The 13622-nt window shown below is 35.3% G+C and carries 10 protein-coding genes; 8 read left to right on the top strand and 2 right to left on the bottom strand.

Translation table 11 applies throughout. The annotated features are described in order from the left end of the window. Nucleotides 1-34: 34 nt before the first annotated feature. From EAG08_RS08450 to metF, 3 genes are all read left to right on the top strand, one after another. The gene (locus EAG08_RS08450; RefSeq protein ID WP_129535059.1) at nucleotides 35-1045 is read left to right on the top strand and encodes a homocysteine S-methyltransferase family protein; all 1011 of its coding nucleotides are present in this window, start codon (nucleotides 35-37) and stop codon (nucleotides 1043-1045) included. 94 nt (nucleotides 1046-1139) lie between these two features. Next, the gene (gene metH / locus EAG08_RS08445; RefSeq protein ID WP_129535058.1) at nucleotides 1140-3806 is read left to right on the top strand and encodes a methionine synthase; all 2667 of its coding nucleotides are present in this window, start codon (nucleotides 1140-1142) and stop codon (nucleotides 3804-3806) included. An 81-nt stretch (nucleotides 3807-3887) separates the two neighbouring features. After that, entirely contained in the window at nucleotides 3888-4844 is a 957-nt protein-coding gene (gene metF / locus EAG08_RS08440) for a methylenetetrahydrofolate reductase [NAD(P)H] (protein WP_129535057.1), read from the top strand. A 56-nt stretch (nucleotides 4845-4900) separates the two neighbouring features. On the opposite strand, the gene EAG08_RS08435 is transcribed toward metF, so the two are convergent. Beyond that, nucleotides 4901-5386: a hypothetical protein gene (locus EAG08_RS08435; protein ID WP_129535056.1), complete on the bottom strand. Its 486-nt coding sequence runs from the start codon at nucleotides 5384-5386 to the stop codon at nucleotides 4901-4903. An 18-nt stretch (nucleotides 5387-5404) separates the two neighbouring features. Beyond that, nucleotides 5405-6559: a hypothetical protein gene (locus tag EAG08_RS08430; RefSeq protein WP_129535055.1), complete on the bottom strand. Its 1155-nt coding sequence runs from the start codon at nucleotides 6557-6559 to the stop codon at nucleotides 5405-5407. Nucleotides 6560-6658: 99 nt separating this feature from the next. Here EAG08_RS08430 and folE point away from each other — a divergent pair, with 99 nt between their 5' ends. The 5 genes from folE to EAG08_RS08405 all read left to right on the top strand — a co-directional run bounded on the left by folE (nucleotide 6659) and on the right by EAG08_RS08405 (nucleotide 13535). Then, nucleotides 6659-7327 (top strand): GTP cyclohydrolase I FolE, encoded by a 669-nt coding sequence (gene folE / locus EAG08_RS08425; protein ID WP_047447041.1) that lies wholly within the window; start codon nucleotides 6659-6661, stop codon nucleotides 7325-7327. A gap of 10 nt (nucleotides 7328-7337) precedes the next feature. Beyond that, a complete protein-coding gene (locus EAG08_RS08420; protein WP_129535054.1) occupies nucleotides 7338-7769 on the top strand; it encodes a DinB family protein in 432 nt (143 codons plus the stop codon). Between the two features lie 150 nt (nucleotides 7770-7919). Then, nucleotides 7920-9386 (top strand): cysteine--tRNA ligase, encoded by a 1467-nt coding sequence (gene cysS / locus EAG08_RS08415; RefSeq protein WP_129535053.1) that lies wholly within the window; start codon nucleotides 7920-7922, stop codon nucleotides 9384-9386. A gap of 205 nt (nucleotides 9387-9591) precedes the next feature. Then, nucleotides 9592-10755, top strand: coding sequence for a T9SS type A sorting domain-containing protein (locus EAG08_RS08410; RefSeq protein WP_129535052.1), 1164 nt, complete (start codon nucleotides 9592-9594; stop codon nucleotides 10753-10755). A 128-nt stretch (nucleotides 10756-10883) separates the two neighbouring features. Further along, nucleotides 10884-13535, top strand: a complete 2652-nt coding sequence (locus tag EAG08_RS08405) for a 4-alpha-glucanotransferase (RefSeq protein WP_129535051.1) — start codon at nucleotides 10884-10886, stop codon at nucleotides 13533-13535. The last annotated feature ends 87 nt before the right edge of the window (nucleotides 13536-13622 follow it).

The raw sequence follows: 13622 nt of genomic DNA, 5'->3' as shown, positions 1-13622 counted from the left end.
GCAATCCTATTAAAAATATGTCATATTAAATAAAATGAAAAACTCAGAACAACTATATAAAGCATTACAGGAACGTATTCTCATTCTCGACGGAGCGATGGGGACTATGCTTCAGCGATATAAATTTCAGGAAGAAGATTATCGTGGCGAGCGTTTTAAAGATTGGGAGCATCCCGTGCAAGGAAATAATGACCTTCTTTCGCTTACACAACCGGAAGCGATTGAAGAAGTTCACAGAAAATATCTCGAAGCAGGAGCTGATATTCTGGAAACCAATACGTTCTCAGGAACAACGATTGCAATGGCGGATTATCATATGGAAGGTTTGGTGTACGAACTTAATTATGAATCAGCGAAAATTGCGAAAAAAGTTTGTGATGAGTTCACCGCTAAAAATCCCGATAAACCGAGATTCGTTGCGGGTTCTATCGGACCAACAAACAGAACGGCAAGTTTAAGTCCGGATGTCAATGATCCTGGATACCGCGCGATTACTTTCGAAGAATTGAGATTGGCTTACAAACAGCAGTCAGAAGCTTTGTTGGATGGCGGTTCAGACATTCTTTTGGTTGAAACAATTTTCGATACGCTGAACGCAAAAGCAGCATTATTTGCGATTGACGAAATTCAGGAAGAAAGAGGAATTGAAATTCCAATCATGGTTTCAGGAACGATTACGGATGCGTCAGGAAGAACCTTGAGCGGACAAACTGCAGAGGCATTTTTAATTTCAGTTTCGCACTTGAATTTACTGAGTGTAGGATTCAACTGTGCTTTAGGAGCGAACCAGTTAACGCCATATTTAGAAACGTTGGCTCATAATTCCGAATTTTGTGTTTCAGCATATCCAAATGCAGGATTACCCAACGCATTTGGTCAATACGACGAATCGCCTGAGCAAATGGCAAGTCAGATCAGAGAATATGTAGAAAAAGGATTGATCAATATCATCGGCGGATGTTGCGGAACGACTCCTGAACACATCAAAGCAATAGCCGATTTGGTTGAAAAATACGAACCGAGAAAATTTAATGTAACAGCATAACAATCTATCAACGTAGTAATTAGTTTCATTATTAAATGATACTAAAACCGTTATTGGTAAATCGTTACATTGGTAAATTGTTACATTTATAAATATGAAATATTTAAAATTATCAGGCCTCGAGCCTTTGATTATAACTCCCGAAAGTAATTTCATCAATGTTGGTGAAAGAACAAATGTTGCCGGATCCAAAAAGTTTTTAAGGTTAATTAAAGAAGAGAAATTTTCTGAAGCTTTAGATATTGCAAGAGATCAGGTGGATGGCGGTGCGCAAATTCTTGATGTGAATTTTGATGACGGTCTGATTGATGGGAAAGCTTCCATGATTAAATTCCTGAATCTCATCGGTTCCGAACCGGATATTTCCAAAATCCCAATCATGGTCGATTCTTCCAAATGGGAAATTCTGGAGGCAGGACTTCAAGTTGTTCAGGGGAAATGCGTGGTGAATTCCATCAGTTTAAAAGAAGGGAAAGAAGAGTTTGTAAAACACGCCAAAGCCATCAAAAGATACGGAGCGGCGGTTATCGTTATGGCTTTTGATGAAGTCGGACAAGCCGATAATTATGAAAGAAGACTAGAAATCACGCAAAGATCTTATGATATTTTGGTCAATGAAGTTAAATTTCCTGCCGAAGATATTATTTTCGATTTAAATATATTCCCCGTTGCGACAGGAATGGACGAACACCGTCGTAACGCAATCGATTTCATTGAAGCAACACGTTGGGTTCGTCAAAATCTTCCGTACGCTTCGGTGAGCGGAGGTGTTTCCAATGTATCCTTCTCTTTCCGCGGAAATGATACGGTACGTGAAGCGATGCACTCGGTTTTTCTTTATCACGCAATTCAGGCGGGGATGAATATTGGTATTGTAAATCCTGCATTGCTGGAGGTTTATGATCAGATTAATAAAGAACTTCTCGAACTGGTAGAAGATGTAATTCTCGATAAAAGAGAAGATGCTACCGAGCGACTTTTAGATTATTCTGAAAGAAATAAATCGATTAAAAAAGAAAAAGTTGAAGAACTCGAATGGCGTACTTATCCTCTGCAGGAGAGAATCACCCATTCTTTGGTGAAGGGAATTGACCGTTTTATAGAAGAAGATGTAGAAGAAGCCAGATTGCAGTCGGCAAGACCTCTTCACGTGATCGAAGTCAATCTGATGACAGGAATGGGGGTAGTTGGAGATTTATTTGGTGCAGGAAAAATGTTTCTTCCGCAAGTGGTAAAATCCGCCCGTGTAATGAAAAGAGCGGTGGCATATCTGCAACCATTTATTGAAGCGGAAAAAGATGTAGCTCAGAAACCCAACGGAAAAATTTTGATGGCAACCGTAAAAGGAGACGTTCACGATATCGGAAAAAATATTGTGAGTGTAGTTTTGGGTTGTAACAATTACGATATTGTCGATTTGGGAGTGATGGTTCCTGCCGAGAAAATTATTCAGGCAGCGATCGATCATAATGTAGATGTCATCGGTTTGAGCGGATTAATTACGCCAAGTTTAGATGAAATGGTGTACATCGCCTCAGAATTGGAAAGACAAAACTTAAATTTTCCATTATTAATAGGTGGTGCAACAACTTCAAAAGCGCATACTGCCGTAAAGATTGATTTAAAATATAAAAATGCAGTTGTTCACGTGAATGATGCTTCCAGAGCGGTGAACGTGGTAAGTTCATTACTGGGAGACCGAAATAAAGAATACGTAGATGATCTGAAAAGTGATTATTCAGATTTCAGAGAAAAATTCCTGAACAGGCAAGTTGATAAAAACTACGTTTCCATCGAAGATGCCCGAAAAGATAAGTTTAAAATTGATTGGGAGAACGAAGAAATTTTTACGCCAAATAATTTAGGAATTCAGGTTTTTGAAAATCAGGATTTGGAAGAGTTGATTCCATTCATCGACTGGTCGCCGTTTTTCAGAAGTTGGGATCTGCATGGGAAATATCCGAATATTTTTGACGATGAAGTTGTAGGTGAACAGGCAAAAGAATTATTTGCAGATGGTCAGAAAATTTTAAAGAAAATTGTTAATGAAAAACTATTGGTTGCCAAAGCGATCTTTGGAATTTTCAAAGCCAATTCAAACGAAACTGATGACATTTTAATTTATGATGAAAATGATCAGGAAAAGGTTAAGTTTTTAACGCTGAGACAGCAGGTTCAGAAATCAAAAGGCAAAGATTATATCGCATTGAGTGATTTTATTGCGCCTCAGAGCTCAGGAAAAACCGACTACATGGGTGCTTTCTGTGTATGCACAGGTTTTGGAACAGATGAATTATCTGATCAGTATGAAAAAGATAACGACGATTACAATGCGATCATGGTCAAAGCAATTGCCGACCGTTTTGCCGAAGCTTACGCAGAATTTTTACATAAAAAAGTACGTACAGAATATTGGGGTTACGCCAATCAGGAAAATTTAAGCAACGAAGATTTAATTGCCGAAAAATACAAAGGAATTCGTCCAGCTCCCGGCTATCCAGCTTGTCCAGACCATTTGGAAAAACACGCAATTTGGGATTTGTTGAAAGTGGAAGAAAACATCGGTGTTTATCTTACTGAAAGTTTGGCAATGTTCCCGACAGCAGCCGTTTCAGGATATTATTTTGGAAGTCCTCACGCCAAGTATTTCGGTTTAGGAAAAATTTCAGAAGATCAATTAAAAGAATATTCTGTAAGAAAGGGAATTTCTTTGAAGGAAGCGAGAAAATGGCTGAACCCGAATTTAGCAGACGGAATTTAGATTTGGTTTATGATTCGGCGGCGGCTTGCCGCCGCCGAATCATAAAAATTATTTAAAAAATTAAAACTTACTATTTATTAAATGAAAATCACAGATCATATAAAAAACGCCAACGGCAAAACCTTATTTTCTTTAGAGGTTGTTCCACCTCAAAAAGGAATCGGGATTGAAGATTTATATACTAACATCGACCCTTTAATGGAATTTAAACCACCATTTATCGACGTAACGACTTCAAGAGAAGAATATATTTACATCGACAAAGGAAATGGTTTAATGGAACGTCGTATTACAAGAATGCGTCCCGGAACTTTGGGGATTTGTGCGGCTATTCAGCATAAATATAATGTTGATACCGTTCCGCACTTACTTTGTGGTGGGTTTACGAAAGAAGAAACAGAATATCTTTTGGTAGACTGTATGTATTTGGGAATCGACAACATTATGGCACTTCGTGGGGATGCGATGAAAGGGCATCAGTATTTTGAAGCGACTCCCGGAGGTCACGCAAGTGCGATGGATTTGGTAAACCAGATCAATAATTTGGGAAGAGGGAAATATCTTCATGACGATCAGGCTTGTGATGATCACAACAAATTCTGCATCGGTGTTGCGGGTTATCCTGAAAAACACATGGAAGCTCCGTCAATGAATTACGATCTGAAATGGCTGAAACAAAAAGTAGATGCAGGTGCAGATTACATCGTAACCCAAATGTTTTTTGATAATAAAAAATATATCGAGTTTGTTACTAAAGCCCGTGAAATGGGAATTACTGTTCCAATTATTCCAGGAATTAAACCGATTGCTACAAAAAAACATTTGAAACTATTGCCTCAGGTTTTCAAAATAGATTTACCCGAAGATTTAATCAATGCTGTAGAAAGTGCAAAAAATAATGAAGCCGTAAAACAAATCGGTGTAGAGTGGGCAATCAGCCAATGCAAAGAATTGCTTGATTTTGGCGTTCCCGTCCTGCATTTTTACTCTATGGGTAAAAGTGATAATATTAAAAAAGTGGCTGGAGAGCTGTTTTAAATAGTTAGTAAAAGTGAAGAGATAGGGCTTTAGAAATTTTTCTAAAGCCCTATTGTTTATATTTCGTTTTGATATTTCAAAAGTTGATCAAAAACACTTTTTGTTGTCGGTTTTGAAGAGTTGGTATTAAAAATAAACATTCCGCTGTCGATGTTGAAAAAGTATTTCTTTGTTTCGTCGCTTACCGAAAACCATTTCAATAGACCATTCACAAGATTGATATCTTCCCATTTAATCGAACAGTCATCTAAATTAAAGGTGTGCGGGTTTTGATTTAAAGTATCTCTGAAAATAATCTTTCGCTCTTCTACATAAATAATTCCGCTTCCCTGAAATGCTTTCAGTTTAAAAAATTGATCCTGAGTATTTCCCATATTGTAACGCACAAAGGCATAATATTCGGGTGTTCCAATTTGTTCCAAAAGAATTTTTTGTTTCTTCTTTCTGCTTTGCGCAGCTAAATAGGCAATCAGAAAAATAATTGCAGGAATAGATAAGATGAAAAAGAGAAATACAATAAAGAAAAATACTAATGAATCCATAATTATGTTTTTTAAAATTTAAACCGTTGGGTGCTTCTCAAACTCTTTGGTTCGATCAAATAAATACCTAAAAGTCGCTAGTTTTCTTGTCACTTCAGTTTCCAGATGTTTTGCCAAACCCAGCATTTTTGGGTTAAAATCACCAATCCATTGCATTTCAAAATCTTCAAATTTCGTTGCCACACGGAAGTGGTTGGCAGCTTCTACAATGAGGTAGCCTTCAACACCTTTGTTTTGCCACTCCGGAAGAACTCCAAAAATCAAACCAACGAACTTAGAATTGTGCTTAAAAGTTTTATAATACAAAAACTTCAGTTTATCCCAAATCCCAAATTTTCCATTTAAATATTTAAACCATTGATTGAGATCAGGAATATTAATCCACATCGCAACCGGATTTCCACTTTCGTAAGCGAACCACGCAATGTGTTCGTTCATCACAGGTTTCATGTTGTTGAAAAGCTTTTTTACGTCATTCAGCGACATTTGCTTTCCGCCGCCGTGGCTTTCCCAGGATTTATTGTAAATGGTATAAAAATCTTCTGCAAACTTATCCATATTCGCTTTTGTAACACGCTTTGACGAAAAATTTTCATTTTTAGAATGCTTGGCGTGCATGATATTGAAAATTCTTGAAGTAGGAGCGTGAGCCTTTCTGCTGAAACATAACTGATTAAAATAAATTTCGAATCCGTAATTCTCAAAAAGTTCTTTATAGTAAGGATAATTGTAATTCATTCCATACAAAGGTTCAGAAAAGCCTTCAATCAGAACTCCCCAGAATTTATCACGTTCTCCAAAATTAATCGAGCCATCCATCGCTTCCATTCCTCTTTCCTGAAGCCAGTTTTTACAGTGGTCAAATATAAAATTGGCAGCTTCCTGATCATTGATACAGTCGAAAAAACCAATGCCACCTGTAGGTTGCTTTTCGATATACTGTTTATTCACAAAAACGGCAACTTTTCCTACAGTCTCACCGTCTTTATTTTTAAATAAAAAACGCTTGCTTTCACCATTTGCAAAGCATTTGTTCACACTGTCGTCAAAAACGCTCTCAATGTCTTTATCTAATGGTCGAATATACGATTTATCGCCTTTGTAAAGTCTGGCAGGAAACTCCAGAAACTCTTTCTTTTGTGCGTTATTCAGTACTTCTTCTGCAATGACCATAATATTTTAGAATAATAGATGTGAAAGGTAATTCAAATTTGAGCTAAATTAAAATATAGAATTAATTTTATCCGTATTTTTGTTGCAAAATAAATAAAAATGGTTGATTTTACCGATAACGATGATGATATTTTCACAGGGAAAGAGCATACGCCGATTCGTGAAGATGCTTTTGAGAAATCGCCACAGGAGAAAATAGAAAAAATTACCCAGCTTTTTGGAGAAATCATGGAAACTCTTGGTCTTGATATGACCGACGATTCTTTGAAGGATTCTCCAAAACGTGTTGCTAAAATGTATGTAAATGAAATTTTTGGAGGACTTCTTCCAGAAAATAAACCTGGAATTTCTACATTTTCAAATAAATACAAATACCGCCAGATGTTGGTAGAAAAAGACATCACGGTTTACTCATTTTGCGAACATCACTTTTTGCCAATCATCGGAAGAGCGCATGTTGCTTATATTTCAAGCGGTGATGTGATCGGACTTTCTAAAATCAACAGAATTGTAGATTATTACGCAAAAAGACCACAGGTTCAGGAAAGGTTGACGATGCAGATTGTTGATGCTTTGAAAGATGCTCTAGGAACTCAGAATGTTGCTTGTATTATTGATGCAAAACATCTTTGCGTGAATTGCAGAGGAATAAAAGACACCGCAAGTTCTACGATTACTGCGGAATTAAGCGGGATTTTCAGAACCAATCCTATTACGAGACAAGAGTTTCTACATTATGTAGGAAGTCATGCTAAACTTGATTATTAGTTTATTGTAAATGGATTATCAGATACTTAAAAATATAATAAACGAAGAACTTCATAGATTTGAAAACATTTCTGAAGAAGAATGGTCGCATAAAATTTCACCTGAAAAATGGTCAAAAAAAGAAATTTTAGGTCATCTTTGTGATAGCGCTTTATCGAATATCAGAAGATTTGTAATCACTCAGTATAAAGAAAAAGACAATATTGTTTATGACCAGAATTTTTGGGTGAAAGCTCAGAATTATCAGAATATTCCGACTTTAGATATTTTCAATTTGTGGAAATTTCTGAATTTTCAAATTGTACATACAGTCGAAAATATTCCTGATGAAGCTTTGCAGAGAACTTGTGACATGACAAAAGTTGAGCCTCAGGTTTTTACCTTAGAATTTATTATCAAAGACTATATTGATCATCTACAACATCATTTAAAAGCTATTTAGTAATGATAAAATTTAAAAAAGTTTCAGATAAGATTTTTGTAATGACAATTATTTGTTGTTGCTGATTTTGCTGTTGAAAGATTCTGATCTTTCAATTAATTTAAAAACTTTAAGACTAGATTAAAAATCATTACATCAAAAACAAAAACGATGCAACTAAAAATATACAATTCGCTTACAGCGGAAAAAGAAATATTCAATCCAATTTTAGAAGGAAATGTAGGAATGTACGTTTGTGGACCGACGGTTTACAGCAATGTGCATTTAGGAAATGTGCGAACTTTCCTTTCTTTTGATTTTATCTACAGAAGCTTAATGCATTTGGGCTACAAAGTACGATATGTAAGAAATATTACTGATGCAGGACATTTAACGGATGATGGTGACGTCAACAACGACCGTTTTGTTAAACAAACTCGTCTGGAGAAATTAGAACCTATGGAAATCGTTCAAAAATACACTGTTGATTTTCATAAAGTTTTGGAGATGTTTAATCTTCTTCCTCCGAATATTGAACCTACAGCAACAGGTCACATTGTAGAACAAATCGAATTGACTCAGAAATTAATCGAAAAAGGTTTTGCTTACGAAAGTAACGGTTCGGTTTATTTTGATGTTTTAGAGTACAATAAAAGAGGGCTGAACTACGGCGAACTGTCAAAGCGTAATATTGAAGAACTTTTTGCAAATACAAGAGATCTTGACGGACAAGGGGAAAAGAAAAACCCACAGGATTTTGCGCTTTGGAAAAAAGCTTCCCCAGCACATATCATGCGTTGGAATTCACCTTGGGGAGAAGGTTTCCCCGGATGGCATCTTGAATGTACAGCAATGAGTACGAAGTATCTTGGTGACAAATTCGACATTCACGGTGGTGGAATGGATTTGAAATTCCCTCACCACGAATGTGAAATAGCACAAGGGAAAGCTTGCAACGATGTAGAACCGGTGAATTACTGGATGCACGCCAATATGCTGACGATGAATTCTCAGCGTATGAGTAAGTCTACAGGGAATTATATTTTACCTAAACAATTGGTTTCAGGAGATAATGATTTCTTCGAAAAACCTTTTCATCCTACAATCGTTCGTTTCTGCTTTCTACAGGCACATTATAGAAGTGTTTTAGATATTTCTAATGACGCAATGATCGCCAGCGAAAAAGGATTTACAAGATTAATGGAGGCAATTAAAATATTAAATTCAATTACTCCAAATGACCAGAAAGAATCTGGTTTTAATCTTAAAGAATGGAAAACCAAGGCTTATGACGCTTTAACAGATGATTTCAATTCACCAGTTTTGATTGCGCATTTATTTGAAGCCGTAAAATTTATTTTTGCTTTAAAAGATGAAAAAGAAACGGTTTCAACTGAAGATTTAGCAGAGTTAAAATCAACTTTAAATGCTTTGATATTTGATGTATTAGGTCTTCAAGCAATTGAGGAAAACAATAATGAAAAGTTAGACCAAACTTTGCAAGTTTTAATCGAACTGAGAAATCAGGCTAGAAAATCTAAAAACTTTGAACTTTCAGACCAAATCAGAGACAAGCTTTTGGCTGAAGGTATTGAGCTGAAAGACGGCAGAGACGGAACTTCTTATGTTTTGAATTAGGAAAAGTTTATCAAATTATATCTCTCGCAGATTTTACAGATTACGCAGATTTTTAAACAAAATTTTCTGCTTGATTTGCAAAATTTGCGAGAGTTTTTTTATGTTTTAAATTGTAGGATAAATTTTGAAAATAATTTTAAAAAGCAATTTAAAAAAATGTTTAACTTAGTAACACTAAAACAATTACAAATAAAATATTTATCATATGAAAAAACATTTATTCCCTATTCTTCTCTTATTACTTGGAAATACAGTTAATGCACAGCAAGATTTTTTTGCGCTGGCAGGTAAAGATTCTCCAAGAATTGAGTTCAGCGATTTCCGCGCAATGAATGGTGACGGAACTTCCGGTCAAAGTATTTTTGGTGTTTCTTCTGAAGCCCATGTAATTTCTCAGGAAAGAAAAGCAGCAGTTACAGAAGATAAAACGTCATACAACCATGCTCAGTCGATGACTTTGGCAGCTTTGGCTTATGATTCTTCTGGTAATAATTTGGTATATATGCCGATGTTTTCCTCTAATGTTTACGTTTTAAATCAAAAAACGAAGGAAATTACATTGGTAGAAAATAAGGCTGCCACAGTAACATCTTGTGATATCAATTCTCACATTACCCGAATGACCACCGGTTATGATGGAAATATTTATGCCATCAACAATGCTGGAACACAGTTTATTCAGATTAGTAAAAAGAACAATCAGTACATTGTAAACGACCTTGGAATTATCAAAGATGATGCTGCAAATGGGAAGAATTCTTTCACAGCTATGGAAACCGGATTTGGCGGAGATATGATTGCTGACGGAGATAATAATTTCTATGTATTCTCAACTGCAGGAAACGTTTTTAAAGTTTCAACTAAAGAATTAAAGGCAAAATTTGTAGGCAAAATATCAGGGCTTCCTGAAACATATTCTGTAAACGGAGCAGCCGTGAATTCTAAAGGTAAAGTGGTGATTGCAAGTGCAAAAGGAGCTGCATTATACGAGCTAAGCCTTGACAATCTTGAAGCAAAACAACTTCCGGGCGAAACTAACCTGCATATTTACGATTTAGCAAGTAAGTATTTTGTCAATGACAGAGCAGCTTCTGCAACTGTTTTTGCTAATTTAGATGTATATCCGACGAAAGTTGACGAGCATTTCATCTACGTTAATGTGAATGACAAATCGGTAAATGGAAACATCAAAGTAAATGTTTTTGATCTGTCAGGAAAAGCTGTTTTGACGCAGAGATTATCTGTAAAAGATGGTCAATTAAACCAGCAGGTTGATCTTAAAAATTTAGTAAGTGGTTCATACCTCGTCAATATTACAAATGAAGCTGGTAAAGCTTTATTGAATAAAAAAATTCTTGTAACAGAATAAATTTTGATTTTTTAAATGATTAGAAGAACCTTTTTTCAGACTTGAAAAAGGTTTTTTTAATGATTATTTGATATTGTAACCATTTGTATTTCAATTTTAAAACTGTATTTTTATAAAAAAATAGATAGATGAAATTATATTTTAACGTTGGCTATCGTGCAAAAGTTGGTGAAAATCTGCAGTTGGTGATTAGCGAAAATGGCAATGCGTCTAAAATTCACGCCATGTTTTATACAGAAGATGGCTTTTGGAAAAGTGAAGTAGATTATTTTTCAAAATCAATTTCTTACCATTATCAGCTTGTTGACGATAAAAATAATGTCGTAAGACAAGAATTTGTTTCGCATGAATTAGGTTTTCCTCATAACTACAAAGAGTTTTTGATTTTTGATCAGTGGAACAACAAAAATTTTCCTGAAAATTATCTCAACAACAAAATATTACATAATAAACTGAATCAGTTTGTTCCGAAAAAGTTATCTGTTCTTAAGAAGCATAGTCATTTATTCAGAATTGAAGCGCCTGTTTATAACCCTAACTGGGAAATTGTTTTGTTTGGAAATGCAGAATCTTTGGGGAATTGGGATTACAACAAAGCCGTTCATCTTTCTCAAACCGATTTTGGTATTTGGGAAACATCTGTAGAGATTTCTGAAAATCATTTAATTCAATATAAATATGCAATTTTTGATAAAGTTGCAGGAAAAGTTTTTGATGTAGAAAGTGGAGAAAACAGGTACACGATTCCTAATCTTCAGAAAGATGTTTTGCAAATTTGTGCAGATCATTATTTTAAATTTAAATCTTATCAAATGTACCACGATGCGGGAGTTGCTATTCCTGTATTCTCTTTGCGAAGTGAAGATGGTTTTGGAGTAGGTGAATTTTCAGATTTAAAAAAACTGGCTGATTGGGCCGATGAAACTTCATTAGGAATTATTCAGATTTTACCAATTAATGATACCACCGCAAACTATTCTTGGACAGATTCTTATCCTTATGCTGCAGTTTCTGTGTATGCTTTACATCCGCAGTATATTTCAATTCAAAATTTAGATTACAAATTACCTAAAGAATTAGTTGAAGAATTTAAAGCTGAAAAAGCGGAATTAAATTCTTTGGAGTTAATTGATTATGAAAAGATGATTTCTTCTAAATGGAAATATCTGAAAGCAGTTTTTAATCTCGAAAAAGAAAAAATTTATAAAGACCGAAACTTTAAAAAGTTCTTGAAAGATAATGAAAGCTGGCTTTTACCTTATTCTGCTTTCTGTGTGTTGAGAGATAAATATAAAACACCGAATTTCAACAATTGGAAAACTCATAAGAAATACATCGCCGGAAAAATAGCTCCTTTTTTCTCTGTTAAAAGTAAAGATTATGACGCTTCAATGTTGCATGCTTGGGTACAGTTTCAACTTCATCAACAACTGAAAGATGCTGTCGACTATATTCATAGTTTAGGAGTTTCTTTAAAGGGAGATTTACCAATAGGTATTTACAGACATTCTGTAGAAGCATGGACTGAGCCAGAATTATTCGGAATGGATTTTCAGGCCGGTGCACCGCCAGATCAGTTTACAGAACTTGGGCAAAACTGGGAATTCCCGACTTATGATTGGGATGCCATGAAAGCTGACGATTTCCAATGGTGGAAAAACAGATTCAAAGCCTTGGAGCAATATTTTGATGCGATGAGAATTGACCATATTCTCGGGTTTTTCAGAATCTGGAGGATGCCGATTTCTGCAACGCAAGGGATTTTAGGGTATTTTTACCCGGCTATTCCTGTTGTCTTGGAAGAATTTAAAGCAAGGCATATTCCTTTTGATTTCGACAGATACTGTAAACCGTTTATCAACGATATGATTCTTTGGAATTATTTCGGAGAGCAAAGTAATAAGGCTTTAGAATTTTTAAATAATAATTTAGACGGAACGTATTCATTCAAAGAAGAATTTGATACTCAAAGAAAGCTTGCAGACTATTTCAAGAAAAAAACTGCGGGTTCTATAGAAGAACAATTGATTGCGCTTTGTGCCAATGTTTTGTTTTTAACTGAGGAAAGAGATGAGCAAACGGTGTATCATCCGAGATTTAATGCATTTAAAACTGAATCGTATAAATATCTTTCAGATTGGGAGAAAAAGGCAATTTATGAATTGTATCAGGATTATTTCTTCAAGAGACAAGATTTTATGTGGAAAGAAAAGGCAATGGAAAAGCTTCCGGTCATTTTAAACTCTACAAAAATGTTGATTTGCGGAGAAGATTTAGGAATGGTTCCGGATTGTGTTCCTGAAGTGATGGATGAATTGGCGATTGTTGCTTTGAAAGTTCAGAGAATGCCATCAGAACAGATTCCTTTTTACAATCCTAAAAATGCAGGTTATCTGAATGTGGTCACAGCTTCATCTCACGACAGCTCAACGTTGCGACAGTGGTGGAAAGAAAATGCTGAATTAACTCAGCGATTTTATAATCAGCAATTGATGCAGTATGGTAAAGCTCCTGAGAATTTAGAACCTCATTTGGCTGAAATCATTATGAAACAACATCTGTACAATGATGCGATGCTTGCAATTTTTCCGATTCAGGAATTCTTTGCAACAGATGAAAAATTGACGAATCCCAATATGGACGATGAGAGAATTAATAATCCTTCAGTATTTCCTCATTATTGGCGATACAGAATGCATTTAAATGTAGAAAATTTAACGGGAAATACATCTTTCAACCATAAAATTTCAGATTGGATCAAAGACAGTGGTCGTGCTTAATGAAAATAATGTTATTGATTATCAGCTGATTAAGATATTTGTGAAAGAAGTTTTACTTTAGGGTTTAACTTCTTTTTTTTCTTTACA

Origin of the sequence: Chryseobacterium sp. 3008163 (genome assembly GCF_003669035.1) — a bacterium.
GTDB lineage: Bacteria > Bacteroidota > Bacteroidia > Flavobacteriales > Weeksellaceae > Chryseobacterium.
Note: the sequence above shows the minus strand (reverse complement) of the source record. Positions and strands in the feature narration are given on the sequence as shown.